Below are 24,475 nucleotides of genomic sequence, written 5' to 3'. Positions count from 1 at the left end.
GCGGCGCTTGCCAGGGAATTGCGGAGGATACGGAGAGTTATCCACAGGCCCTGCGAGCCGTGACGGGGTATCGGTAACGTCATTGCTCGTCGGCAGGCCGGCACCGCTCGGTGAGCCGACATCGTTCGTCGCGCCGAGCGAGATGCAGGACGCAGACGCAGACGCAGACGCAGACGCAGACGCAGGACGCAGGACGCAGGAACGCAAGGACAGCAGGACTCAAGAAGCGCAGGTCGTGAAGGGGGAGGTGGCCCGCTATGTCGCGTGTGCCGTACGTACCGGGGTTTGCGAGGGCGGATGCGCAGGGGCCGTCGCCCAAGGCCGCCGGCCGGGCGCTGCGGGAGCGGCTGCCCCGTTCCGAGCAGGCCGCGCTGTCGATCGCGGCCGGGCGACCGGATGCGGTCGCGGCGGTCGAGGAGTCCAACGCCGGCCGGCTGCCCGAGCTGACGCCGATACGGGTCGGCCGGATGGCCGCGAGCCCCTTCGCCTTCCTCCGCGGAACGGCGGGCCTGATGGCGTACGACCTGACGGCCGACCCCGTGACCGGCATCGGCGCACAGATCTGCGGGGATGCGCACGCCGCCAACTTCGGGCTCTACGGCGACGCCCGCGGCGGTCTCGTCATAGATCTCAACGACTTCGACGAGACCCTGCACGGGCCGTGGGAGTGGGACGTGAAGCGGCTCGCGACCTCGATGGTGCTGGCGGGCCGGGAAGCGGGTGCCGACGAGGACGAGTGCCGCAAGGCGGCCCAGGACGCGGCGGGCGCGTATCGGCGCACGATGCGGCTGCTGTCGAAGCTGCCGGTGACCGAGGCGTGGAACGCGATCGCCGACGAGGAGCTGGTCTCGCACACCGACGCGCGGGATCTGCTGGGGACGCTGGAGCGGGTGTCGGCCAAGGCACGCAAGAACACCAGCGCGCGGTTCGCGGCGAAGGCGACGGAGCCGGCGGTGGACGGCGGCCGCCGGTTCGTGGACGCGCCGCCGGTGCTGCGTCGGGTGCCGGACGCGGAAGCGGCAGCCGTGGCCGCCTCCCTCACCGGCTATCTGGAGACGCTTCCCGAGGACCGGCTGCCGTTGCTGGCCCGGTACGCGGTGCACGATGTGGCCTTCCGCGTGGTCGGCACGGGCAGCGTGGGTCTGCGGTCGTACGTGGTGCTGCTGCTGGACCACCAGGGCGAGCCGCTGGTGCTGCAGGTGAAGGAGGCGCGCGGCTCGGTGCTGGCGCCGTACGTGGAGAAGGCCGGCTTCTCGGTGCCGGCGGTGGCACACGAGGGACGCCGGGTGGTGCTCGGACAGCGTCGGATGCAGGTCGTCAGCGACATCCTGCTGGGCTGGACGACGGTGCAGGACGTGGCGCCGGACGGTGTGGGCGGCGCGGCCTCCGGGCCCGGGCGACGTGATGGGGGGCTCCCCTTCCAGGTCCGCCAGTTCAGAAACCGTAAGGGCAGCGTGGACCCGGCGCAGCTGTCCGGCGACCAGATGGACGACTACGCCCGGATGACCGGTGCCCTGCTGGCCCGAGCCCATGCGCACAGCGCCGATCCGCGCCTGGTGGCCGGCTACTGCGGCAAGAGCGAGGAACTGGACGAGGCGATAGCGGAATTCGCCATGTCCTACGCGGACCGCATGGAAGCGGATCACGCAGCTTTGACCACAGCGGTGAAGAACGGACGGATCGCGGCAGAGATGGGGGTGTGAGGGACAGGCGGGCGGGGAGCTCTGCTGGCGCCGGGTGCCCAGCCTGTTGGGGCGGGCGGGCTTGGGAGGGCTGGTGCGTCCGGAGGTCTGACGGGCGAAGGAGGGCTGAGGAGGGCTGATGGATCTGGGGAATGCTGACGGAGCTGAGGGGGGCTGACGGGCCTGGGGGAGGACTGAGGGGCTGACCAGTCCTGGGGAGGGCTGACGAGCCTGAGGAGGGCTGACGAGCCTGAGGAGGGCTGAGGGGCGCCGGGTGGGCGTGATCCATGGTGGCCTGGCCTCCGACCCGCTGCTGGGGCTCGACGGTGTCCTCGCGACGTCGGCCTCTCCGACGGGGCTCGGGGGCGGCCACGGATATGGGACCCACGGATATGGGGCTCGCGGATGAGTGGACCTACGGATGAGTGGGGCTCGCTACGGATGCGGTTCCACGGACCGGGGGCCACGGACCGGGGGCCACGGACCGGGGGCCACGGACTCGGAGTGCGTTGGACACCGATGGCTCACAGCTCTGAGGGCCGTGGGACGCAGGCCTGCCGGGACGCCGGTCGAGTGAGGGGGTGGTGGGTGGGGCGGGGGGGGGAGGGGCCCCAAGAGGAAGCGGCCGGATGGTGGCGGAGGGCCGGGGCCGGCGTGGGCCGTACGCTGACCGAGTGACGAACTCGCACGCGGAGAACGCGCAGGACGGCCAGCACCGACCGGACGTACCGGGTACACCGGACGCCCAGGCCGATCCGCAGGCACCGGACGCCCGCGGCGGCGGTCAGGAAGCCGGGATCGGGTACGGCGGTAGCCAGGAAGACCAGGTCGCGGGCACCGATGGGCTCGGCGTCGAACCAGGAGCTGAGCCCGAGCGCCTCGACGGTGCCGACGGCTCGGCGGCCGAAGGTCCTGGCGACCAGGCCGAAGCGGAGGCCGAGCGGCCTGGCGACCAGGCCGAAGCGGAGGCCGAGTGGTCCGGCGATGCAGCCGAAGCGCGGGCCGAGGACGGTCGTGGCCGTGCGGCGGAGGAGCAGGCGGCTCAGGACGAGGCGACGCGGCGGCTGGCGAAGGCGGTGCTGGCTGCGGAGCAGGCGCTGATCGAGTTCGAGATCGCGGTGGAGACCTTCCGGGTCGAGGTGGAGAACTTCTCCCGGCTGCATCACCAGCGGTTGGGCCCCATGTACGCACGGCTGGACGAGCTCGACGCGCAGATCGCGGAGGCCGTGGCGGCGCGTACCGGCGCCCCCGAGGACATCCGTAAGGCGCAGGAGGCGCGGGCCTCGGTGCTGCCGATGCCGGACGTGGAGGAGCTGTTCCACGGCTGGATGGGGTCGGACGGTCTGTTCCCGGAGGCGCAGGCGATGCTCACGGAGCAGAGCGTGCGGACGCCGCAGAAGGTGCGGCCCAGCGAGGAGGCTCGCAAGGTCTACCGCGATCTGGTGCGCAAGGCCCACCCGGACCTGGCGCGGGACGACGCGGAGCGGGCTCGGCGGGACACGTTCATCGCGCGGGTCAACATGGCGTACGGCCAGGGCGACGAGGCGGTGCTGCGGGAGCTCGCACGGGAGTGGGAGGCCGGTCCCGCGCCGGCCGAGGAGCGGCTCAGCGAGAGCGAGGAGCTCTATGCCCGGCTGGAGTGGCTGGCCGCGCGCAAGGAGCTGCTGGCCGCTGCCGCCGCCGAGCTGGAGGAGAGCGCGATCGGCGCGATGATCAAGATGGCGCCGGAAGATCCGGACGCGCTGCTGAACGAGATCGCCGAGAAGCTGCTCGCCGATGTCGCGGAACGCGAGGCGTACCTCGCGCAGCTGGTCGGGTAGCGTCGTGAGTATGCAATTTGGTTCTGTGCCCACGGTTGGTGTCGACGCTCTCGCACCGGAGGACTTCCTCCTGGACGTGCGTGAGGACGACGAGTGGGAGGCGGGGCACGCCGAAGGCGCGCTGCACATCCCGATGAGCGAATTCGTCGCCCGTTACGGTGAGTTCACCGAGGCTGCGCCCGAGGACGGCAAGGTGTACGTGCTGTGCCGGGTCGGCGGCCGCTCGGCGCAGGTGGCGCAGTATCTGATCCAGCAGGGCATCGACGCGGTGAACGTCGCGGGCGGTATGCAGGCGTGGGAGGCCACCGGCCGCCCCGTATCGGATGGCAAGGGCGGCTCGGGCGCGGTGATCTAGCCGGGCATTCGGGCGCCGGTCCTCAGGCAGGGTCGGGCTGGAACGATCCGGGCTGGGCCCGGCCGGTCACCGGGGCTGGCAGGGCGGGCGCCAGAGGCCCTCGGAAGGTCGACTGAAAGCCGTCGGAAAGCCGTCGGAGGGTCTTCGCTCGGGCGCCGGGCGGCCCTGGGCACCGACGAGCGCGCTGCGGCTGCCCGACTCAGCCCAGCGGATGTGCCGCCAGCAGATCGCCGAGAGCCTCCTCGTGGGCGGCGGCGGGGCCGAGGGAGAGTTCGAGTTGTTTGGCCCAGGCGTGGTAGCGGTGCAGGGGGTAGTCGGTGTCGGCGCCGATGCCGCCGTGCAGATGCTGGGCGGTCTGGACGACGCGGCGTACGCCCTCGGAGGCCCAGATCTTGGCGACCGCGACATCTCCCGCGGACGGTAGTGGGCCGGGCGCGTCGGTGGTGATCCGCCAGGCGGCCTGCCAGAGCGTGGCCTCCATGGCGCGCAGGTCGATGAATCGGTCGGCGGCCTGGACGGCGACGGCCTGGAAGGTGGCCACCGGGAACCCGAACTGTTCACGCTTGCCGGTGTAGTCGCTGGTCATGGCGAGTACGTGCTCGCCGAGGCCCAGCGCGAGCGCACAGGTGCCGGTGGTCAGGACGTTGCGCAGCGACTCCCAGGCGCCCGGATCGGTGATCATTTCCCGGGTGCTGAGGCGTACGGAATCCAGCCGGACCTCGGCCTGGCGCTCTCCGCTGGTGGAGAACTGGTCGTCGAGTGTGACGCCGGGGTGGGTCCGGGGCACGAGGGCGAGGACGGCGTGGCCGTCGGGCGTGTGGGCGGGGAGCAGGATCCGGTCTGCGGTCGGGGCCCAGGGGACGGCGGTCTGGGTGCCGTCGAGGATCCAGTCGGTGCCCTCTTGGCGGGCGTCCACGGCGAGTTCGGCCGGTTCATGCCCCGTACGGCCCCCGGCGGCGACGGTCACGACCAGGCTCCCGGTGGCTATCTGGGGCAGTACGTCCGCGCGTAGTCCGTCGGTCGCGTAACGCTGGAGGGTGAGCGCGGCGGCGCCGGACTCCAGTAGTGGCACCCGCGCCAGCACTTTGGCGGACTCACGCAGTACGAGGCAGAGCGCGATCGGGTCCAGGCCCGCGCCGCCGTGCTCGGGCGCGATCGGAAGGCTGAGCAGATCGGCGTCGGCGAGCTGGCGCCACAGTGCGCGGTCGAAGTCGTCGGCGACCGCCCCGGCGGTGAGCGCGGGGCTGGGCACGCCGTCCGGAGCGACCCCCGAGAAGACGGCCTTCGCCGCTTCGACGGCGGCCTGCTGCTCCTCGGTGAAGGTGAAGTCCACTGGTCTGTCCTCCCGCGCGGCCTGCCTCGATCTGACGAAGCGTCAAGGTAGAACAGGTTCCAGGAATTGGGAATGGCGCCGTCGTGCAAGGGCGGGAGAGTTGGGGGAAGTTGGGGCGGTTTCAGCTCGGTAGGGCCGGTGTGAGCGGAGGGACGGCGTGAAGGGGTGGGGGTGTGAAGGGGTGGGGGTGTGAGCGGAGGGGCGGAGTCGGCGGAGGGTGAGCGGGCCGACGATCGGTGTGACGCCGTGGCCGACTCGTCGGCTGTCGTCGGTCTGTCGTCGGGCCGCGCGCCTCGGTTGTTGTTCGGGTACGGGGCGGTACCGAGTTACGACCTCAGCGGTCGAAGTCCAGCTCGACCTTCTCCGTGACGGGGTGGGACTGGCAGGCCAGGACGTAACCGGTGTCGACCTCCTCGGACTCCAGGGCGAAGTTGCGGTCCATACGGACTTCGCCGGAGACCAGGAAGGCTCGGCAGGTGCCGCAGACGCCGCCCTTGCAGGCGTACGGGGCGTCCGCGCGGTTGCGGAGTACCGCTTCCAGCAGTGGTTCGCCGTCGTGGACCGGCCAGGTGCCGGAGCGGCCGTCGAGGGTGGCGGTCACGGTGCTGTGCGCGGGGGTGGAGGCGGCGGGGGCGGTGGGGGTGCCGTTGTCTATGTGGAAGATCTCTTCGTGGATGTGGTTACGGGGCACCTGGAGGGCGCGCAGGGCGCGCTCGGCGCCCTGGACCAGGCCGTAGGGGCCGCAGAGGTACCAGCCGTCGACGGAGTCGATCTTCAGGAGGGCGGGCAGGAGGGAGCGGAGCCGTGCCTCGTCCAGGCGGCCGGAGGGCAGGCCGGCTTGTTGTTCCTCGCGGGAGAGGGCGTGGATGAGCTGGAAGCGCTGGGGATAGCGGTCCTTGAGGTCGGCCACCTCCTCCAGGAACATTGTCGATGCCGTCGTACGGTCGCTGCGGATGAGGCAGAAGCGGGCGTCCGGCTGCTGGGCGAGCAGGGTGGCGGCGATGGAGAGCACAGGGGTGATACCGCTGCCACCGACGATTCCGACGAAGTGACCCGGGCGCGGTGCGAGGGTGAACCGGCCGGCCGGGGCCATGACCTCCACCGTGTCGCCGACCGCCAGCTCCTTGAGCGCGTACGTCGAGAAGGCGCCGTCCTCGACGAGGCGGATTCCCACGCGGAGTACGGGCTCGTCGGTGGCCGGGGTGCAGATGGAGTACGTACGGCGGATCTCCTGGCCGTCGACCGTTCTGCGCAGCGCGATGTGCTGCCCGGGGGTGTGCCGGAACGTGGAGCGCAACTCGGGCGGGACCGCGAAGGTGACGGCCACCGCGTCGTCCGTGAGGCGCTCGATCTCCCGGACCTGGAGCGGGTGGAACATCACAACTCCTTGAAGTGGTCGAAGGGTTCGCGGCAGGACTCACAGCGGCGCAGTGCCTTGCACGCTGTGGAGGAGAACCGGCTCAGCAGGGTGGTGTCGGTCGATCCGCAGTGCGGGCAGCGGATCGTGAGGTCGACGGCGACCGGGCCGCCGGCCGGTCCCGTGGGGCGCGGTGGCGCGATACCGAACTCGGCCAGCTTCCGGCGGCCCTCGGCGGTGATCGCGTCCGTGGTCCAGGGCGGGCTGAGGACCGTACGGACCTCGACGTCGGGTATGCCGTGGTCGTGCAGCACGCGCTCTATGTCGGCCGACATCGCCTCGATGGCGGGGCAGCCGGTGTAGGTGGGGGTGAGCTGCACCTCGACCCGGCCCGGGGCCGTCAGCTGCACACCGCGCACCACGCCCAGCTCGGCGAGGGTGAGCACCGGCAGCTCGGGGTCGGGAACGGAGCCGGCGAGTGCCAGCAGTTCCTCTTCGAGGGCAGTGGTGGTCACCATGTCGCCCCCGGGTGGCTGCGGTGCAGATGCTGCATCTCGGCGAGCAGGCGCCCGAACGGCTCGGTGTGCAGGCCTTGGCGGCCCGCGCCGGCGGTCCAGCCGCCGCGCTGGGGGCCTTCGGGGACCGTGAGCGTGGCCTGCTCCAGGGTGCTGGTGATGCGTGTCGTCCAGGTGTCGTGCAGGGTCGGCCAGGGCGCCGCTTCGAGGCCTTCGACCGGCTCGAAAAGTTCGCCGGTGAAGCGCCAGAGGGCGTCCAGGGCGTGTTGCATCCGGGCGTGGCTCTCGTCGGTGCCGTCGCCCAGGCGCAGCGTCCACTGGTGGGCGTGGTCGCGGTGGTAGGCGACCTCCTTGACGGCCTTCGCGGCCAGCGGCGCCAACTCGCTCTCCCCCGCGGCGAGATGCTCGAACAGCAGCTCTTGGTAGGTGGAGAAGTACAGCTGGCGGGCGATGGTGTGGGCGAAGTCGCCGTTGGGCTGCTCGACGAGCTGGAGGTTGCGGAACTGCCGCTCCTCGCGCAGAAATGCCAGCTCGTCCTCGTCACCGGCCAGGGAGAGCAGCACGCGGGCCTGGCCGAGCAGGTCCAGCGCGATATTGGCCAGCGCGACCTCTTCCTCCAGGACCGGGGCGCGGCCGGCCCACTCGCCCAGGCGGTGGGAGAGGATCAGGGCGTCGTCCCCGAGGGGCAGGGCCGGGGTGGCCGTGACGTTCATCAAAGGTGATGCACCCCGTCCGGGATCTCGTAGAAGGTCGGGTGGCGGTAGGGCTTGTCGCCGGCCGGCTCGAAGAAGGCGTCCTTCTCGTCCGGCGAGGAGGCGGTGACCTGGGCGGAGGGAACCACCCAGATGGAGACGCCTTCCGAACGGCGGGTGTAGAGGTCGCGGGCGTTGCGCAGGGCCATCTCGGCGTCCGGCGCGTGCAGGCTGCCCGCGTGGGTGTGCGAGAGGCCGCGGCGGCTGCGTACGAAGACCTCCCACAGGGGCCAGTCGGTGGGCTGCGGGGTCGCTTCCGTGGCGGAGGCGAGGGTTTCGGCGGGGCGTGGTGTGGTCATCGGGTGGCCTTCCCGTGCTTGGCCGCGTGTGCGGCGGCTGCCTCGCGCACCCAGGCGCCTTCCTCATGAGCTTGCCGGCGGCGGCCGATCCGCTCCTCGTTGCAGGGGCCGTTGCCCTTGAGCACCTCGCGGAATTCGGTCCAGTCGATCGGGCCGAAATCCCAGTGGCCGCGCTCGTCGTTCCAGGTCAGGTCCGGGTCGGGGAGGGTGAGTCCGAGGGCCTCCGCCTGAGGGACACAGATGTCCACGAAGCGCTGGCGCAGATCGTCGTTGGAGTGCCGCTTGATCTTCCAGGCCATGGACTGTGCGGAGTGCGCCGACTCGTCGTCCGGCGGGCCGAACATCATCAGTGACGGCCACCACCAGCGGTTCACCGCGTCCTGCGCCATGGCGTGTTGTGCTTCGGTGCCGCGGCTGAGGGTCAGCAGGAGTTCGTAGCCCTGTCGCTGGTGGAAGGACTCCTCCTTGCAGATGCGGACCATCGCGCGGGCATAGGGGCCGTACGAGCACCGGCACAGCGGGACTTGGTTCGTGATCGCGGCGCCGTCGACCAGCCAGCCGATGGCTCCGACGTCGGCCCAGGTCAGGGTCGGGTAGTTGAAGATCGAGGAGTACTTCTGGCGGCCGGAGTGCAGCCTGTCGAGCAGCTCGTCACGGCCGGTGCCCAGGGTCTCGGCGGCGCTGTAGAGATACAGGCCGTGGCCGGCCTCGTCCTGCACCTTCGCCATCAGGATCGCCTTGCGCCGCAGCGACGGCGCCCGGGTGATCCAGTTGGCCTCCGGCTGCATGCCGATGATCTCGGAGTGGGCGTGCTGCGCTATCTGGCGTACCAGCGTCGAGCGGTAGGCGTCCGGCATCCAGTCCCGCGGTTCGATGCGCTCGTCCGCGGCCACGGTGGCGTCGAATACGGCTTCGTATGCCGTCTCTTCCGGCGCGATCGTCGTCATGTGGTGCCCCCTCGCTCCCGACCGACCGATCGTTCGGTTCAATGGTGAGTGGGCGGACCGCGGGTGTCAAGCCTGTGGATAACTCGGGGGAGGGTGTGCCCGGCGGGGCCGCGTAGGTACGGTTCCGAAGCGGAGTCAGCCGCATGGGTTCTGGGAACGGGGCGGGAATGCAGTCATACGGGGACGAAACGCGGCCACTGGCCGCGCTCTCGCTGCCCTCGCGGATCGTCATAGGCGTGGCGGCCTGCGCCATCGCGGTCGTCGTCGCGATTCATGTCGCCATGATGTTTTTGCATGTCGCGCCGTCGAACACGCTCAGCAAGCAGCAGGGCGCCCTGATCAGCGAATACGTCTACCCCGAGTACGAACAGAACTGGAAGCTGTTCGCACCCAATCCCCTGCAGCAGAACATCGCGGTCCAGGTCCGCGCGCAGCTGCGCACCGAGGACGGCGCCACCCGGCTCACCGGCTGGACCGATCTGACCGCCCGCGACGGCCGGGCCATACTCCACAACCCGCTGCCCAGCCACACCCAGCAGAACCAGCTGCGCCGCGGCTGGGAGCTCTTCCTCAACACCCACAACGCGCAGAACCGGCCGATCGGGGCGCGCGGTGAGCTGTCCGAGCGCTACATCCGGCGGATCGTGATGCTCCGGATGGACGCGGAGTGGACCAAGGGCGGTGGCCGGGTCGAGCAGATCCAGGTCCGCTCGCAGACGACGGCGATCAGCCCGCCGCCGTGGAGCGCCGAGAAGATCAGCGACAAGCCCATGTACCGCGTGCTGCCCTGGTGGCAGGTCACCGCAGACGATCTGCCCAAGGGGGCGACGAACCAGTGACCTCACCGACGCCGCAGCAGCCGCAGCAGATGCCCGCAGTGCCGCAGCCGCCGCACGCAACTGAGCAGCCGCCGCACCCCACTGAGCCGGCCCTCGTGCCGCAGCAAGCCCAGGCACCCCACACGCCCCAGGATTCCCAGGAATCCTCGGCCCCCACCGCGCCCTACCAGGAGACCCGCATCGAGCGTGCCATCGGCCGCGGCTTCCTGCGCTGCACCGGCCGGGCGATGGCCCCGTACCAGACCGCCGTGATCCGGATCGGCTTCGCGGCGACCTGGCTGCTGTTCCTGCTGCGCGAATGGCCGCACCGCCAGGTTCTCTACGGGCCCGACGGCCCCTGGAACCTGGACATGGCGCGCCGCCTCCTGGCCGGCAACCACGCCTTCTCCGTACTGCCCTGGTCCGACGGCCGCGGCTGGTTCGAGTTCGTGTACCTCCTGGCCATCGCGTCCAGCGCGCTGCTGATGCTCGGCTGGCGCACCCGCACCATGTCGGTGCTCTTCATGATCGGCGTGATTTCGCTGCAGAACCGCAGCGTCTTCATAGGGGACGGCGGCGACAACGTCATCCACCTGATGTCGATGTATCTCGTGCTGACCCGGTGCGGGCAGGTCTGGTCACTGGATGCGCGCCGCGCGAAGCGGGCGCGCTCCGCCGCCGGCACCGCTCCCGCCCGGGATCTGCCCGGCGTCGTCCTGTGGGCCGTGCTCGGCCTAGGCCTGGCCGCCGCCCAGCTGGGCGGCAGCTACGGCCTCAACTGGTTCGAGAACGGCCCGTTCCCGCACATCGGCTGGAGCCTGGTCCTGTGGGGACTGTGGCTGACGCACGGCCTGTGGTGGGCGGTGCAGCGCTACGCGCCCGGCGAACCGCGCATCGTCCTGGACACCCTCGCCAAGCTCGCGCACAACGGCGCACTGCTCGTGATCATGGTCGAGGTCTGCCTGATCTACGCCACCGCCGGCTGGTACAAGATCCAGGGCTCGCGCTGGCAGGACGGCACCGCGGTCTTCTACCCGATGCACCTGGACTACTTCTCCCCCTGGCCGGCGCTGTCCGAGCTGCTCGGCAGCAACGGCCTGATGGTCATGCTGGTCACCTACGGCACGGTGATCGTGCAGGTCGCCTTCCCGTTCACGCTCTTCAACCGACGGCTGAAGAATGTGCTGCTGGTCGTGATGATCTGCGAGCACCTCTCGATCGCGTTCCTGCTCGGGCTGCCGTTCTTCTCGCTCGCGATGGTCGCAGCGGACGCGGTCTTCCTGCCGACGAACTTCCTGACCTGGCTCTCCGTGCGCCTCTCCGGCCTGCGCAAACGGCTGTTTTCGCGCGGCGGCTCGGCCGGGCCGGCGGTCGGGTCCGGGGGCGGTGCGCCGGAGGCTCGTACCGAGCACGGTGGCGGTGGCCATACGCTCGTGGGGTGAGCAGCGAGAAAACCGCCCCCGCCGAGCCCCTCCAGTACGACGAGGGGTACGGGACCCAGATCGGCGTCGGTCCGCACCCTGAGCCCTGGCCGCAGGACGACCGCTACGACCCCGAGCTGCTCGCGCACGGTGACCGCCGCAATGTCGTCGACCACTACCGCTACTGGACGCGCGAGGCGATCGTCGCCGACCTCGACACCCGCCGCCATGAGTTCCATGTGGCCGTCGAGAACTGGGGCCACGACTTCAACATCGGCTCGGTGGTGCGGACCGCGAACGCGTTCCTGGCCAAGGAGATCCATATCGTCGGGCAGCGCCGCTGGAACCGACGCGGCGCGATGGTGACCGACCGCTACCAGCACGTCCGCCACCACCCGGACACCGCGGACCTCACCGCCTGGGCCGCCGCCGAGGAGCTGCCGATCATCGGGATCGACAATCTCCCCGGCTCCGTGCCGCTGGAGACGACCGAGCTGCCGCGCCGCTGTGTGCTGCTGTTCGGCCAGGAGGGGCCGGGGCTGACCGAGGAGGCGCGCCGGCATGCCTCGCTGGTCTGCTCGATCGCGCAGTTCGGCTCGACCCGTTCGATCAATGCGGGGGCCGCGGCCGCCATCGCCATGCATGCCTGGATCGGCCGCCATGCGCGGATCGAGGGGCCGGACGCCCGCTGACCGCCCGTGGGGCCCGGGACGGCGTCCCAGGCCCCGGAGCCCCCGCTGTCACGCCGGCCGACGCACTTCCACCGTCCGGAAGCGGTTCGCCACGAACGCGCCGTCGCACAGCGCCGCATTGGCCGCCGGGTTGCCACCGGAGCCGTGGAAGTCCGAGAACGCCGCGGTCTGGTTCACATAGACCCCGCCGGTCAGATTCAGCGACAGCTGGGCGCACTCCTCCAGGCAGGCCTCCTCCACCAGCTGCTCGACCTCGGCGGAGGTGGTGTACGCACCGATCGTCATGGCGCCCTTTTCGCGGATCGTGCGCCGCAGCAGGTCCACCGCGTCGGCCGCGGAATCCAGGGCCACCGCGAAGGACACCGGCCCGAAGCACTCCGACAGATAGGCCGCCTCGGAGTCCGGCTTGGCGCCGTCCAGCTTGACGATCACCGGCGTACGGACGGTGGCCCCGGGGAACTCGGGGTTGGCCACCTCACGGGAGGCCAGCGCCACCTCGCCCAGCCCGACAGCGGCGTCGATCCGCTCCTTGACCTGCGGATTGACGATCGCGCCCAGCAGGGCGTTGGCCCGTGCGTCATCGCCCAGCAGTCCGCTCACCGCGCCCGCGAGATCGCCGACCACCTCGTCGTACGACTTCGGCCCGGCGTCCGTGGTGATGCCCTCGCGCGGGATCAGCAGATTCTGCGGGGTGGTGCACATCTGGCCGCTGTAGAGCGACAGCGAGAAGGCCAGGTTGCTGAGCATGCCCTTGTAGTCGTCGGTGGACTCGATGACGACGGTGTTGACGCCGGCCTTCTCCGTGAAGACCTGCGCCTGCCGGGCGTGCGTCTCCAGCCAGTCGCCGAAGGCGGTCGAGCCGGTGTAGTCGATGATCCGGACCTCGGGGCGGACGGCCAGCGTCTTGGCCAGGCCCTCGCCCGGCTTGTCCACGGCCAAGCACACCAGGTCGGCGGGGAAGCCGGCCTCGGCGAGCACCTCGCGGGCCACCTTGACGGTCAGCGCCAGCGGGAGCACGGCGCGCGGATGCGGCTTGACCAGCACCGGGTTGCCGGTGGCCAGCGAGGCGAACAGGCCCGGGTAGCCGTTCCAGGTGGGGAAGGTGTTGCAGCCGATCACCAGGGCGACGCCGCGCGGCACGGGCGTGAAGCTCTTGGCCAGCTCCAGCGGGTCGCGCTTGCCCTGGGGCTTGGACCACTGCGCGCGCTCCGGGGTGCGGACCTGCTCGGCGTACGCATACGCCACCGCCTCCAGGCCGCGGTCCTGGGCATGCGGGCCGCCCGCCTGGAACGCCATCATGAAGGCCTGACCGCTGGTGTGCATCACGGCCTGCGCGAACTCATGGGTGCGCGCGCTGATCCGGGACAGGATCTCCAGGCACACCGCCGCGCGCGCCTCGGCGCCCGCGTCCCGCCAGACGGGGAGTGCGGCCCGCATGGCCGGCAGCAGCACCTCCACATCCGGGTGCGGATAGCTGATGCCCAACTCCGGGCCGTACGGCGAGACTTCCTCGCCCGCCCAGTCGTCCGTGCCGGGCTGGTCGAGCTCGAAGCGCGTGCCGCGCAGCGCCTCGAAGGCAGCCACTCCGTCGGGCCCGGCACTCTCGCCGTACGCCTTCGGATGCTCGGGGTGCGGGGACCAGTACGCGCGGGTGCGGATCGCCTCCAGCGTCTGGTCGAGGGTCGGGCGGTGCTTCTCGATCAACTGCGCTGCGGTCATTTCGGCGGCCATCGATGACCAACTCCTCGTCGAGCTGGGCGGAGAGTGGATGAGGACTGGGAGCGGACGGGGCAACGGAGTTAGAGTAACCGAACGATCGGTCGGGGCAAGAGGGCCCGGCGAAGCTGTGGAAAACTCGGTCGGGGAGGATCGTCTGCCATGACGGCAATCGGGATCAGCAGCACCGTGGCAGTGGTGGGCACCGGCACCATGGGGCAGGGAATCGCGCAGGTCGCGCTGGTCGCCGGCCATCGCGTACGCCTCTACGACACCGTGCCCGGCCGCGCCGAGCAGGGCGCCGGGGCCATCGTGCGGCGACTGGACCGGCTCGTCGAGAAAGGCCGGATCTCGGCGGATGAGCGGAACGCCGCCCGCGCGCGCCTCTCCCCCGCCGCCACTCTCGCGGAGCTGGCCGACTCCGCGCTGGTCATCGAGGCGATCCTGGAGCAACTCCCCGCCAAACAGGAGCTGTTCACCGCCCTGGAGGACATCGTCCCGGCCGACTGCCTGCTGGCCACCAATACCTCCTCCCTGTCCGTGACCGCCGTCGCGGGCCGGCTGCGCCACCCCGGCCGCTGTGTGGGCCTGCACTTCTTCAACCCCGCACCGCTGCTCCCGTTGGTCGAGGTCGTCAGCGGCTTCGCCACCGACGAGGCCGCCGCCACCACCGCGTACGAGACGGCCGCGGCCTGGGGCAAGACACCCGTGCGCTGCGCGGACACCCCCGGCTTCATCGTCAACCGCGTCGCCCGCCCCTTCTACGCCGAGGCGCTGCGCGTCTACGAGGAGCGGGCGGCCGATCCCGCCACCATCGACGCCGTGCTGCGCGAATGCGGCGGCTTCGCGATGGGCCCCTTCGAGCTCACCGACCTCATCGGGCAGGACGTGAACGAGGCCGTCACGCGGTCCGTCTGGGACTCCTTCCACCAGGACCCGAAGTTCACGCCCTCTCTGGCGCAGCGTCGGCTGGTCGAGGCCGGGCTGCTCGGCCGCAAGTCGGGCCGCGGCTGGTTCGACTACGGCGGCTCGGACGGCTCCGGAGCGGAGCGGCCCGAGCCGCATACGGAGGCACCCCGAAAAGCCCCGGATTTTGTCATCGCTCACGGGGACCTGGGCCCCGCAGCGGACCTTGTGGCGCTCATCGAGGCGGCCGGCATCGAGGTGCGGCAGGGGGATGAGGACGGCGCGCGCTTCGAGCTGCCCGGTGGCGGCGAGCTGGTGCTCGCGGACGGTATGACGTCGGTGGAGTTCGCGAACGTGGTCTATTTCGACCTCGCGCTCGACTATGGCGCGGCGACCCGGATCGCGCTGGCGGCCTCGCTGGACACCCCCGAGCGGACGGTCCAGGAGGCCACGGGGCTGTTCCAGGCACTCGGCAAGCAGGTCAGCGTCATCGGGGACGTGCCCGGCATGATCGTGGCCCGTACGGTCGCCATGCTGATCGACTTCGCCTTCGATGCGGCCGCCAAGGAGGTCGCCACCCCGGCCGATATCGACACCGCGATGCGGCAGGGTGTGAATTACCCGCTGGGTCCTGTGGAGTGGGAGCAGCGGCTGGGCGAGTCCTGGGCGTGTGACCTGCTGGAAGAGATGCACCAGCGGATGCCTTCCGGGCGCTATGCCCCGTCCCTGGGCCTGCTCCGCCGTGCGTACGCGGCACAGGATGTGGTTCCCTCATGACCATGACCAAGCGCGACACCTATACGCCCGATTCGCTGCTCGCGGTCGCCGTCGAGGTGTTCATCGAGCGCGGCTACGACGGCACGTCCATGGAGCACCTCTCCAAGGCGGCCGGTATCTCGAAGTCCTCGATCTATCACCATGTACGCAGCAAGGAAGAGCTGCTGCGCCGCGCCATAAGCCGGGCCCTGGACGGGCTGTTCGGCGTTCTGGGGGAGCCCGGCGCCGTCGAGGGACGGGCGATCGAGCGCCTCGAATACGTCACCCGGCGCGAGGCCGAGGTGCTGATGGACGAACTTCCCTATGTGACGCTGCTGTTGCGGGTGCGCGGAAATACGGACACCGAGCGGTGGGCCATGGAGCGGCGCCGGGAGTTCGACCACGAGGTCGCCGATCTGCTCAAGCAGGCCGCGGCCGACGGTGATCTGCGCGACGACGTGGACATCCGGCTGGCCACCCGGCTGCTTTTCGGCATGATCAATTCGATTGTGGAGTGGTACCGGCCGGGCCGTGGTGGCGCGGCGAGCCGTGACGAGGTCGCCGAGGCCGTGGTGCGTACGGCGTTCGCGGGGCTGCGCAAGCCCTGAGGCGCCCGTAGGGGCTCTCTCTACCGGCGTCCGGGGAAAGAAGCCCGGGTCACTCCTGCTCGGGCCCGAGGTCGGTCTCCTCGAAGACCAGCAGGGTGCGGGTGCTGAGCACCTCCGGTATCGACTGGATACGGGTGAGGACCAGCTCCCGCAGCTCCCGGTTGTCCTTGGTGTGGACCAGCAGCAGCACATCGAAATCACCGCTGACCAGCGCGATGTGGGTGGCGCCGGGCAGCGTGGTGAGCTGCTTGCGCACGGTCCGCCAGGAGTTCTGCACGATCTTCAGCGTGATGTACGCGGAAGCGCCCTGACCTGCCCGTTCCTGGTCGACGAGGGCGCTGAAGCCGCGGATCACCCCGTCGTCCATCAGCCGGTTTATGCGCGCGTAGGCGTTGGCGCGCGAGACATGCACCCGCTCGGCCACGGAGCGTATCGAGGCCCGGCCGTCGTTCTGCAGCATGCGCAGGATCGAGCGGTCGATGGTGTCCAGCGGGCGCGCGGCCGGTGATGGCGCGGTGGGTGCCGTCGGCGGCTGCCCGCCGGCGTTGGCCATCTGTTCGTCCGGCATATGGTCCCGCCTTCCCTTTGTGGACGCCCTGTCTTCATCTCAAGCTGTGGAGAACCGTTTGTCCACAGGCTGAGCCCGCCTGTAGCCAAAATGAATCGGCGACCGAACAATCGGTAGGGAAGGGCGCACCCGCCCCGACCGATTCCATCTTGCCCATCCGCCGTCCGCCCACCACCCACATGAGGCGCATCGCGCCACCCCCTTCCAACCAAGGAGGTGCTCGACATGACGGTCCTTGAGCAGCCTGGCAGCAGCAGGAACAAGAGCAGCCTGGCCGGCCCGCCGCCCGCCTGGCGGCCGCGCGTCGATCCCGCGCCTCTCCTGCCCGACGCGGAGCCGTACCGCCTCCTGGGGACGGACGCCGCGGCCCGGCTCGACTCCGGACTGCTGACCCGGCTCTACGTCCAGCTGGTGCGCGGTCGCCGATACAACACCCAGGCCACGGCCCTGACCCGGCAGGGGCGGCTGGCGGTCTACCCGTCCTCCACGGGGCAGGAGGCCTGCGAGGTCGCCGCCGCTCTGGCGCTCGAGGACCGGGACTGGCTCTTCCCCAGCTATCGCGACACCCTGGCCGCCGTGGCCCGCGGCCTCGACCCCGTACAGGCGCTGACCCTGCTGCGCGGCGACTGGCACAACGGCTACGACCCGCACGAACACCGCATCGCCCCCCTGTGCACCCCGCTCGCCACCCAGCTCCCGCATGCCGTGGGCCTGGCGCACGCCGCCCGCCTCAAGGGCGACGAGGTGGTGGCGCTGGCCATGGTCGGCGACGGCGGCACCAGCGAGGGCGACTTCCACGAGGCGCTGAACTTCGCGGCGCTCTGGCAGGCGCCGGTCGTCTTCCTCGTACAGAACAACGGCTTCGCGATCTCCGTGCCGCTCGCCAAGCAGACCGCCGCGCCGTCCCTCGCCCACAAGGCGGTCGGATACGGCATGCCGGGCCGCCTGGTCGACGGCAATGACGCACCCGCGATGCACGAGGTGCTCACCGAGGCCGTGCAGCGCGCCCGCAGGGGCGGCGGTCCGACCCTGATCGAGGCCGTCACCTACCGCATCGAGGCACACACCAACGCCGACGACGCCACCCGCTACCGCACCGATGCCGAGGTCGAGACCTGGCGGGCACACGACCCGATAGCCCTTCTGGAGCGCGAGCTGGTGGCCCGCGATCTGCTGACCGACGAATTCGTCCGCGACACCCGGGACGGCGCCGAGCAGCTGGCGGCCGGCCTGCGGGAGCGGATGAACGCCGAGCCGCAGCTGGACCCGATGGACCTGTTCACCCACGTATTCGCCCAGCAGACCAGCCAACTGCGTGCACAGGCGGCGCAGTTGCGTGCCGAGCTGGACGCCGAGGCCGCCGGACACACCGAGGACGCAGCGGGCACCGACAGGTCCGCCGAGGAGGCCAGGCCATGACGACCACCGCTCCGGCGACCGCGCGCAAGCCCGCCACCATGGCGCAGGCGCTGACCCGCGCGCTGCGCGATGCCATGGCCGAGGACCCGTCCGTCCATGTCATGGGCGAGGACGTCGGCACCCTGGGTGGTGTCTTCCGGGTCACCGACGGTCTGGCCAAGGAGTTCGGCGACGACCGCTGCACGGACACCGCGCTCGCCGAGGCCGGCATCCTGGGCACCGCCGTCGGCATGGCCATGTACGGGCTGCGGCCGGTCGTCGAGATGCAGTTCGACGCGTTCGCCTACCCGGCGTTCGAGCAGCTGATCAGCCATGTCGCCCGGATGCGCAACCGCACCCGCGGCGCGCTGCCGATGCCGCTGACCATCCGTATCCCCTACGGCGGCGGGATCGGCGGGGTCGAGCACCACAGCGACTCCTCCGAGGCGTACTACCTCGCCACCCCGGGGCTCCAGGTCGTCACCCCGGCGACCGTCGAGGACGCCTACGGGCTGCTGCGCGCCGCCATCGCCTCCGACGACCCGGTCGTCTTCCTGGAGCCCAAGCGGCTCTACTGGTCCAAGGCCGACTGGTCGCCCGACGCACCCACACCGGTCGCCCCCCTGGGCCGCGCCGAGGTACGGCGCCGCGGCAGCAGCGCCACGCTGATCACCTACGGCCCGTCGCTCCCGGTCTGTATGGAGGCCGCCGAGGCCGCCCGCGCCGAGGGCTGGGACCTGGAAGTGGTCGATCTGCGCTCGCTGATGCCGTTCGACGACGACACGGTCTGCGCGTCGGTGCGGCGCACCGGACGGGCCGTGATCGTCCATGAGTCCAACGGGTTCGGCGGTCCGGGAGGGGAGATCGCCGCACGGATCACCGAGCGCTGCTTCCACCACCTGGAGGCGCCGGTGTTGCGCGTCGCCGGCTTCGACATCCCCTATCCGCCGCCCATGCTGGAACGGCACCATCTGCCGGGCGTGGACCGGATCCTGGACACCGTCGCCCGCCTCCAGTGGGAGTCGGACTGGACCGAGGGACGTGGTGAGTGATGGCCGTGGTCCGCGAATTCACCCTGCCCGACCTGGGGGAAGGCCTCACCGAGGCGACGATCGTGCAATGGCTGGTCGAGGTCGGCGAGGTGGTGGCCATCGACCAGCCGGTGGTGGAGGTCGAAACCGCCAAGGCGATGGTGGAGGTGCCGTGCCCATACGGGGGCGTGGTGACCGCCCGCTTCGGCGAGGAGGGGGCGGAAGTCCCCGTGGGCGCGCCCCTGGTGACGGTCGCGGTGGGCGCGGTACCGGACGATCTGGCGGGCGACGGGCCGGGAACTGGGGCGGGATCCGGGGCGGGTGCGCCGGGTGGGGTGCCTGAGGAGGGTGCTTCGGTCGCGGCGCCGGCTTCCGGGGCGGCTTCCGCTTCGCCTTCGGAGGGCGCGGCGGACTCCGGGTCCGGGAATGTGCTTGTCGGATACGGCACGAGCGCGGCGGCGGCGCGGCGGCGCCGGATCCGGCCGGGGGGCGGAGCGGGCCCCATGGCGGGAGTGCCGCGGCCGCCCGGCCAAGGGGAGACCGGGGCAGCCGGCGCGGCCGGCCCCGACGAGGCCGGGGCCGGTGTGACGGCTGCGGGGGCGGCCGGGGGCACCGGGGTGAACGGGTCGGCCGGGGCGGCCGAGCCCGATGAGGTGGACGCCGGTAGCCGTACGGCGGCGGTGATCTCGCCGTTGGTGCGTCGGATGGCGCGGGAAAACGGGCTGGATCTGCGGGATTTGACGGGGTCCGGGCGGGATGGGCTGATCCTCCGTACGGACGTCGAGTGTGCGATCCGGGCGCGGCGGGAACGAGAGACGGCGGCTGGGGCCGCGACCGCCACCGCGGCCGCGCCGTCCCTGGGCGCCGCGCCGTCGACCGGGGCCGTACCCACCGCCGGGGCCGCCGCCATGGCGGGCGAGGAGCGGATCCCGCTGAAGGGGATGCTCGGTGTGGCCGCCGAGAAGTTCAGCCGCAGCCGCCGGGAGATCCCGGAGGCGACCTGCTGGGTGGACGCCGATGCCACCGAACTCCTCGCTGCCCGTAAGGCGATGAATGTGCCGGGTGCCCCCAAGGTGTCGCTGCTCGCGCTGCTGGCCCGGATCTGTACGGCCGCGCTCGCACGGTTCCCCGAGCTCAACGCCACCGTCGACACCAAGGCCCAGGAGATCGTGCGGCTGCCCGCCGTCCATCTGGGGTTCGCGGCGCAGACCGACCGCGGCCTGGTGGTGCCGGTCGTACGGGACGCTCATGCCCGGACGGTCGAGGCGCTGTCCGCCGAGTTCGCCCGGCTCACCGAAACCGCCAGGGCCGGCGGGCTGACCCTGGCCGAGCTGACCCACGGCACCTTCACCCTCAACAACTACGGCGTCTTCGGCGTCGACGGCTCCACACCGATCATCAACCACCCGGAGGCGGCGATGCTCGGCGTCGGGCGGATAGCGGCCAAACCTTGGGTGCACGAGGGGGAGTTGGCCGTCCGGCAGGTCGTCCAGCTCTCGCTGACCTTCGATCACCGGGTGTGTGACGGCGGCACCGCCGGCGGCTTCCTGCGGTTCGTGGCCGACTGTGTGGAGCAGCCCGCGCTGTTGCTGCGGGCGCTGTGAACGAGTGCTGCGGGCTGGTGAACGTTGCTGCGGGCGCTGGTGAACGCTGCGATGCGACGGGGGTGAGCGCAGCGGTGTCGGTGTGATCGGCGCGCCCCTGGCGATACTCAAGGGGTGAGCGACACTCATGGGGTGAGTGACCACACCGACTACGACACCATCGTCCTGGCCGGGGGCGCGGCCCGGCGGCTCGGCGGGGCGGACAAACCCGCGCTGTCCGTCGGCGGCCGCCCGCTGCTGGACCGGGTGCTCGCCGCCTGCCCCGACGCGGCGATCACCGTCGTCGTCGGTCCCGGTCGCCCGACCACCCGCGCGGTCGTCCGTGCCCTGGAGGACCCACCCGGCGGCGGCCCGCTCGCCGCGCTGGACGCCGGCCTGCGGCACACCACCGCCCCGACGGTGCTCGTCCTCTCCGCCGATCTGCCGTTCCTGACCGCCGCGACCGTACGCGGCCTCCTGGAGGCGGCGACACGAAAGGCGAGCGCCGCCCCCCGGCCGACCGACGCCGCTGCCGACCTCGCCGACGACGGTTCCGCGCCCCGTGACGGCGCGATGCTCCAGGACGCCTCGGGACGGGACCAGCCGCTGGTGGCCGCCTATCGGGCCGAGCCGCTGCGCCGTGAGCTGGCGCGGGTGCGGGCCGAACACGGCACCCTGGCCGGTCTCCCGCTGCGCGCCGTGTTGACCAAGTTGGTGCTCGAACGGGTCCCGGACGCCACTTCCACGGCATCCTTCGACTGCGACACCTGGGAAGACATCAGCGCGGCACGCGCCCGTATCAGGGAGCATGGAAACGTGTTGGATGAATGGATCACCGCAGTCAAGGCCGAACTGGGCATCGAGCTCGATGTCGACACGGCGGCGCTTCTCGATCTCGCGCGGGACGCGGCGCACGGCGTGGCCCGCCCGGCCGCGCCGCTGACGACCTTCCTGATCGGTTACGCGGCGGGCCGGCAGGGCCGGGATGTGAAGGAGCTGTCCGACCGGGCCGCCGCACTGGCCAACCGCTGGGCCGCGGAGGCCGAGGAGTCCGACGGCCCGGCCGGTGCCGACGGCACCACGGGTGGCGAAGCGAAGCCCGCAGAATGACCCACGGGGAGTTCGGCGGGGAGTACGACAGGGAGCTTGGCGGGGAGTCCGGCGGCATGGTGCGCGAGGCGTGGGGCGACGAAGGGCGCGGTGACCCGTTCGACGACGCGCTCGCGCTGGCCAACAACGTCCGCGGAGCCGCGGCAGCCGATGCACCGGCCACCAGGGGTGGTGACAGCAACCCTCCCACCGCCGGCGCCCGCACACCCACGACCGGCGACCCCACGGGATCCACGGACCCCACCGACCCTGCGGACAGCACCACCCCCCAAGGCCCCCCAACCCGCAACCCCCACCCCACCCCGTCCGCCCTCCCCTGGCACACCGCCCGTGACATCGCCGAACGCGCCGTACCCGGGCCGCCCCCGCCCGAGACCTCGACGCTCGGCGAGGCCCTCGGCCGTACGCTCGCCGCGCCCCTCACCGCGCTGACCGATCTGCCGTCGTTCGACACCTCGGCGATGGACGGCTGGGCGGTCTCCGGCCCCGGGCCCTGGCGCATCGATCACCCCGCCGGCGAAGCCGGGGCCGGCCCTCACGCCGGCATCCTCGCTGGTCACGCCCCCACCGAGGCGCTGCCCGACGGCCATGCCATCCCGATCGCCACCGGCGCGCGCATCCCGTCCGGCGCCACCGCCGTGCTGCGCAGCGAGCACGGCGAGGTCCGTGAGCTGAGCGACGGCGGGGCGCGGCTGTACGCGCCGCGGCCCGCACCCCCTGGCCAGGACATCCGCCCGCGCGGCCAGGAGTGCCGCCGTGGCGACCAACTCCTGCCCGCCGGAGCCCTGGTGACCCCCGCCGTCCTCGGCCTGGCCGCGGCGGCCGGCTACGACGAGCTGACCGCCTACCCCCGGCCGCGCGCCGAAATCCTCGTCCTGGGCGATGAGTTGCTTCAGCACGGCCTGCCCCAGGAGGGCCGGATCCGCGATGCGCTCGGCCCGATGCTCAGCCCCTGGATGCATGCGCTGGGCGTCGAGGCGGCCGCGCCGCGCCATCTCGCCGACGACGCCGACACGTTGTACGCGGCCATCGCGGAGTCCACCGCCGATGTGGTGATCACCACCGGCGGCACCGCGTCGGGCCCCGTCGACCATGTGCACCCCACCCTGCGCCGCCTGGGCGCGGAGGTGCTGGTGGACGGCGTGGCGGTACGCCCCGGGCACCCCATGCTGCTCGCCCGCCTCGCCCCGCGCCGGCATCTCGTGGGCCTCCCCGGCAACCCCCTCGCCGCCGTCTCCGGCTTGTGCACGCTCGCCGAGCCGCTGCTCCGCACGCTCGCCGCCCGCCCTCCCGTCGCGCCGTACCGCATGCCGCTGGCCGCCCCCGTCCACGGCCATCCGCAGGACACCCGGCTGGTGCCGGTGGCCTACCGCGACGACGAGCGGTACGGCCTGATGGCGGCTCCGCTGCACTTCCACGGCCCCGCGATGCTGCGCGGGATCGCCACCGCCGATGCGCTGGCCGTCGTACCGCCCGGTGGCGCGGAGCGCGGCGCCGAGCTCGAACTCCTTGAACTTCCCTGGTCGGCAGGCTGGTCGGCGGGCTGGACGCCGGGCTCGTCGACAGGCTGGACTGCCCCCGGGGCCCCGTACGTACCCACCGGAGGCTCCGCGTGAAGCTCCCGTCCCACGACGCCGCGGCACGCGAGGTACCCGAGGACCGGTCACACCGGGTGATGCTGCCGCGCCGCGCGCCCAAGGCGCCGCTGCGGCAGGTCGCCCGCCGTCTGCTGATGGCGCTGCTCGTTCTGCTCGTGACGGTCTTGATCGTCTGGATGGACCGCGACGAGTACCACGACAACGCCAACGGGACACTCGATCTGCTCGACTGCTTCTACTACGCGACCGTCACGCTCTCCACCACGGGCTACGGCGACATCGTCCCGTACGGCGACCGGGCACGGCTGCTGAACATCCTGCTCATCACGCCGCTCCGGGTGGTTTTCCTGATCATCCTGGTCGGCACCACACTGGAAGTGCTGACCGAGCGCACCCGCGAGCAGTGGCAACTGAAACGCTGGAGAAAAGCCTTGCGCGACCACACCGTCATCGTCGGCTTCGGGACCAAGGGCCGTTCCGCCGCCCAGACCCTCCGCGCGACGGGGCTCAGCCGCGACCGCATCGTCATCGTCGACCCGAGCTCCAAGGTGATCGACGCGGCGGTGGCCGACGGGTACGCAGGGGTGGTCGGCGACGCGACCCGCAGTGATGTGCTGCTGCGGGCCGAGGTCCAGCGCGCCCACCAGGTCGTCATCGCCACCCAGCGCGATGACACCGCCGTGCTGGTCTCGTTGACCGCCCGTCAGCTCAACAGGAAGGCCAATATCGTCGCGGCGGTGCGGGAGGAGGAGAACGCCCCGCTGCTGCGGCAGTCCGGCGCCGACGCCGTGATCACCTCCGCCAGCGCGGCCGGCCGGCTGCTGGGGCTCTCCGTCCACAGCCCGAGCGCGGGCCTGGTCATGGAGGATCTGATCCAACAGGGCAGCGGCCTCGACCTGGTGGAACGCCCGGTGGTGAAGGCAGAGGTCGGCAAGTCCGTACGGGAGACCGATGACCTGGTCGTCTCCGTTCTGCGCGGCCATCGGCTCCTTGGGTACGACGATCCGGCGGCCAGCCCGCTGCAGAGCACGGACCGTCTGATCACCATCGTCCGCGCGGGCCCCTCGGAGGAGCCCGATCTCCCCGGCAAGCAGCCCGTCAAGCTGCCCGGCACCAGCGTCTCCCCGATGCGCCGGGTGGATGAATAACCCACGTCCGGGCGCAGGCGGGTGGCCGACCCGGCCGTAGCCGTCGGCCCCCGCACCGTCGC

At 71.5% G+C, this 24,475-nt stretch carries 22 protein-coding genes; 14 read left to right on the top strand and 8 right to left on the bottom strand.

What is annotated here, in order from left to right; translation table 11 throughout:
• The first annotated feature begins 257 nt into the window (after positions 1–257).
• The 3 genes from KI385_RS22980 to KI385_RS22970 all read left to right on the top strand — a co-directional run bounded on the left by KI385_RS22980 (position 258) and on the right by KI385_RS22970 (position 3,857).
• Positions 258–1,703, top strand: a complete 1,446-nt coding sequence (locus tag KI385_RS22980) for a DUF2252 domain-containing protein (RefSeq protein WP_238574049.1) — start codon at positions 258–260, stop codon at positions 1,701–1,703.
• A gap of 653 nt (positions 1,704–2,356) precedes the next feature.
• Positions 2,357–3,502 carry a hypothetical protein gene (locus KI385_RS22975; protein ID WP_238574048.1) on the top strand — a complete coding sequence of 382 codons (1,146 nt, stop codon included), beginning with the start codon at positions 2,357–2,359 and terminating at the stop codon, positions 3,500–3,502.
• 10 nt (positions 3,503–3,512) lie between these two features.
• Positions 3,513–3,857: a rhodanese-like domain-containing protein gene (locus tag KI385_RS22970; RefSeq protein ID WP_238574047.1), complete on the top strand. Its 345-nt coding sequence runs from the start codon at positions 3,513–3,515 to the stop codon at positions 3,855–3,857.
• Between the two features lie 199 nt (positions 3,858–4,056).
• Here KI385_RS22970 and KI385_RS22965 read toward each other — a convergent pair whose 3' ends face one another.
• From KI385_RS22965 to paaA, 6 genes are all read right to left on the bottom strand, one after another.
• Positions 4,057–5,190: an acyl-CoA dehydrogenase family protein gene (locus KI385_RS22965; protein ID WP_238574046.1), complete on the bottom strand. Its 1,134-nt coding sequence runs from the start codon at positions 5,188–5,190 to the stop codon at positions 4,057–4,059.
• Positions 5,191–5,524: 334 nt separating this feature from the next.
• Positions 5,525–6,568 (bottom strand): 2Fe-2S iron-sulfur cluster-binding protein, encoded by a 1,044-nt coding sequence (locus KI385_RS22960; protein ID WP_238574045.1) that lies wholly within the window; start codon positions 6,566–6,568, stop codon positions 5,525–5,527.
• Positions 6,568–7,065, bottom strand: a complete 498-nt coding sequence (gene paaD, locus KI385_RS22955; RefSeq protein WP_128508710.1) for a 1,2-phenylacetyl-CoA epoxidase subunit PaaD — start codon at positions 7,063–7,065, stop codon at positions 6,568–6,570. Before paaD ends, KI385_RS22960 begins: the two co-directional genes overlap by 1 nt.
• The gene (gene paaC / locus KI385_RS22950; RefSeq protein ID WP_238574044.1) at positions 7,059–7,775 is read right to left on the bottom strand and encodes a 1,2-phenylacetyl-CoA epoxidase subunit PaaC; all 717 of its coding nucleotides are present in this window, start codon (positions 7,773–7,775) and stop codon (positions 7,059–7,061) included. The genes paaD and paaC overlap by 7 nt, the downstream gene beginning before the upstream one ends.
• Positions 7,775–8,113, bottom strand: coding sequence for a 1,2-phenylacetyl-CoA epoxidase subunit PaaB (paaB, locus tag KI385_RS22945; RefSeq protein ID WP_238574043.1), 339 nt, complete (start codon positions 8,111–8,113; stop codon positions 7,775–7,777). The genes paaC and paaB overlap by 1 nt, the downstream gene beginning before the upstream one ends.
• Entirely contained in the window at positions 8,110–9,060 is a 951-nt protein-coding gene (gene paaA, locus KI385_RS22940) for a 1,2-phenylacetyl-CoA epoxidase subunit PaaA (protein ID WP_238574042.1), read from the bottom strand. Before paaA ends, paaB begins: the two co-directional genes overlap by 4 nt.
• 167 nt (positions 9,061–9,227) lie before the next feature.
• Between paaA and KI385_RS22935 the strand changes: the two genes are divergently transcribed.
• The 3 genes from KI385_RS22935 to KI385_RS22925 are packed head-to-tail and all read left to right on the top strand — an operon-like array spanning position 9,228 to position 11,991.
• The gene (locus KI385_RS22935) at positions 9,228–9,899 is read left to right on the top strand and encodes a DUF5819 family protein (protein WP_238574041.1); all 672 of its coding nucleotides are present in this window, start codon (positions 9,228–9,230) and stop codon (positions 9,897–9,899) included.
• Positions 9,896–11,320, top strand: coding sequence for an HTTM domain-containing protein (locus tag KI385_RS22930; RefSeq protein ID WP_238574040.1), 1,425 nt, complete (start codon positions 9,896–9,898; stop codon positions 11,318–11,320). The genes KI385_RS22935 and KI385_RS22930 overlap by 4 nt, the downstream gene beginning before the upstream one ends.
• A complete protein-coding gene (locus KI385_RS22925; protein WP_238574039.1) occupies positions 11,317–11,991 on the top strand; it encodes a TrmH family RNA methyltransferase in 675 nt (224 codons plus the stop codon). Before KI385_RS22930 ends, KI385_RS22925 begins: the two co-directional genes overlap by 4 nt.
• Positions 11,992–12,039: 48 nt before the next feature.
• Here KI385_RS22925 and paaN read toward each other — a convergent pair whose 3' ends face one another.
• The gene (gene paaN / locus KI385_RS22920; protein ID WP_238574038.1) at positions 12,040–13,722 is read right to left on the bottom strand and encodes a phenylacetic acid degradation protein PaaN; all 1,683 of its coding nucleotides are present in this window, start codon (positions 13,720–13,722) and stop codon (positions 12,040–12,042) included.
• A gap of 147 nt (positions 13,723–13,869) precedes the next feature.
• Between paaN and KI385_RS22915 the strand changes: the two genes are divergently transcribed.
• Both KI385_RS22915 and KI385_RS22910 read left to right on the top strand, forming a co-directional pair.
• Positions 13,870–15,390, top strand: coding sequence for a 3-hydroxyacyl-CoA dehydrogenase (locus tag KI385_RS22915; RefSeq protein ID WP_238574037.1), 1,521 nt, complete (start codon positions 13,870–13,872; stop codon positions 15,388–15,390).
• Positions 15,387–15,977, top strand: a complete 591-nt coding sequence (locus KI385_RS22910; RefSeq protein WP_238574036.1) for a TetR/AcrR family transcriptional regulator — start codon at positions 15,387–15,389, stop codon at positions 15,975–15,977. The genes KI385_RS22915 and KI385_RS22910 overlap by 4 nt, the downstream gene beginning before the upstream one ends.
• 49 nt (positions 15,978–16,026) lie before the next feature.
• Here the strand turns inward: KI385_RS22910 and KI385_RS22905 are convergent, their stop codons facing one another.
• Positions 16,027–16,545, bottom strand: a complete 519-nt coding sequence (locus tag KI385_RS22905) for an Lrp/AsnC family transcriptional regulator (RefSeq protein WP_238574035.1) — start codon at positions 16,543–16,545, stop codon at positions 16,027–16,029.
• 225 nt (positions 16,546–16,770) lie between these two features.
• Here KI385_RS22905 and pdhA point away from each other — a divergent pair, with 225 nt between their 5' ends.
• The 6 genes from pdhA to KI385_RS22875 all read left to right on the top strand — a co-directional run bounded on the left by pdhA (position 16,771) and on the right by KI385_RS22875 (position 24,413).
• Positions 16,771–17,964 carry a pyruvate dehydrogenase (acetyl-transferring) E1 component subunit alpha gene (gene pdhA / locus KI385_RS22900; protein WP_238574034.1) on the top strand — a complete coding sequence of 398 codons (1,194 nt, stop codon included), beginning with the start codon at positions 16,771–16,773 and terminating at the stop codon, positions 17,962–17,964.
• Positions 17,961–18,995: an alpha-ketoacid dehydrogenase subunit beta gene (locus KI385_RS22895; RefSeq protein ID WP_238574033.1), complete on the top strand. Its 1,035-nt coding sequence runs from the start codon at positions 17,961–17,963 to the stop codon at positions 18,993–18,995. Before pdhA ends, KI385_RS22895 begins: the two co-directional genes overlap by 4 nt.
• Positions 18,995–20,578 (top strand): dihydrolipoamide acetyltransferase family protein, encoded by a 1,584-nt coding sequence (locus KI385_RS22890; RefSeq protein ID WP_238574032.1) that lies wholly within the window; start codon positions 18,995–18,997, stop codon positions 20,576–20,578. The genes KI385_RS22895 and KI385_RS22890 overlap by 1 nt, the downstream gene beginning before the upstream one ends.
• A 132-nt stretch (positions 20,579–20,710) precedes the next feature.
• On the top strand, positions 20,711–21,667 hold the full coding sequence (locus KI385_RS22885; protein WP_238574031.1) for a DUF6457 domain-containing protein: 957 nt from the start codon (positions 20,711–20,713) through the stop codon (positions 21,665–21,667).
• A gap of 56 nt (positions 21,668–21,723) precedes the next feature.
• On the top strand, positions 21,724–23,283 hold the full coding sequence (locus tag KI385_RS22880) for a molybdopterin molybdotransferase MoeA (RefSeq protein ID WP_238577806.1): 1,560 nt from the start codon (positions 21,724–21,726) through the stop codon (positions 23,281–23,283).
• Entirely contained in the window at positions 23,280–24,413 is a 1,134-nt protein-coding gene (locus KI385_RS22875; RefSeq protein ID WP_238574030.1) for a potassium channel family protein, read from the top strand. Before KI385_RS22880 ends, KI385_RS22875 begins: the two co-directional genes overlap by 4 nt.
• Positions 24,414–24,475: the final 62 nt, after the last annotated feature.

The organism is Streptomyces inhibens (genome assembly GCF_022221585.1).
Classification (GTDB): Bacteria; Actinomycetota; Actinomycetes; order Streptomycetales; family Streptomycetaceae; genus Streptomyces; species Streptomyces inhibens.
Note: the sequence above shows the minus strand (reverse complement) of the source record. Positions and strands in the feature narration are given on the sequence as shown.

Bases quoted from the DNA above. Each gene is read 5' to 3' on its own strand.
- KI385_RS22910 (WP_238574036.1), top strand. From the start codon at position 15,387: ATGACCATGACCAAGCGCGACACCTATACGCCCGATTCGCTGCTCGCG.
- KI385_RS22880 (WP_238577806.1), top strand. From the start codon at position 21,724: ATGGTGCGCGAGGCGTGGGGCGACGAAGGGCGCGGTGACCCGTTCGAC.
- KI385_RS22895 (WP_238574033.1), top strand. From the start codon at position 17,961: ATGACGACCACCGCTCCGGCGACCGCGCGCAAGCCCGCCACCATGGCG.
- paaD (WP_128508710.1), bottom strand. From the start codon at position 7,065: ATGGTGACCACCACTGCCCTCGAAGAGGAACTGCTGGCACTCGCCGGC.
- KI385_RS22905 (WP_238574035.1), bottom strand. From the start codon at position 16,545: ATGCCGGACGAACAGATGGCCAACGCCGGCGGGCAGCCGCCGACGGCA.
- paaN (WP_238574038.1), bottom strand. From the start codon at position 13,722: ATGGCCGCCGAAATGACCGCAGCGCAGTTGATCGAGAAGCACCGCCCG.
- pdhA (WP_238574034.1), top strand. From the start codon at position 16,771: ATGACGGTCCTTGAGCAGCCTGGCAGCAGCAGGAACAAGAGCAGCCTG.
- KI385_RS22980 (WP_238574049.1), top strand. From the start codon at position 258: ATGTCGCGTGTGCCGTACGTACCGGGGTTTGCGAGGGCGGATGCGCAG.
- paaB (WP_238574043.1), bottom strand. From the start codon at position 8,113: ATGACCACACCACGCCCCGCCGAAACCCTCGCCTCCGCCACGGAAGCG.
- paaA (WP_238574042.1), bottom strand. From the start codon at position 9,060: ATGACGACGATCGCGCCGGAAGAGACGGCATACGAAGCCGTATTCGAC.
- KI385_RS22890 (WP_238574032.1), top strand. From the start codon at position 18,995: ATGGCCGTGGTCCGCGAATTCACCCTGCCCGACCTGGGGGAAGGCCTC.
- KI385_RS22960 (WP_238574045.1), bottom strand. From the start codon at position 6,568: ATGTTCCACCCGCTCCAGGTCCGGGAGATCGAGCGCCTCACGGACGAC.
- paaC (WP_238574044.1), bottom strand. From the start codon at position 7,775: ATGAACGTCACGGCCACCCCGGCCCTGCCCCTCGGGGACGACGCCCTG.
- KI385_RS22935 (WP_238574041.1), top strand. From the start codon at position 9,228: ATGCAGTCATACGGGGACGAAACGCGGCCACTGGCCGCGCTCTCGCTG.
- KI385_RS22915 (WP_238574037.1), top strand. From the start codon at position 13,870: ATGACGGCAATCGGGATCAGCAGCACCGTGGCAGTGGTGGGCACCGGC.
- KI385_RS22970 (WP_238574047.1), top strand. From the start codon at position 3,513: ATGCAATTTGGTTCTGTGCCCACGGTTGGTGTCGACGCTCTCGCACCG.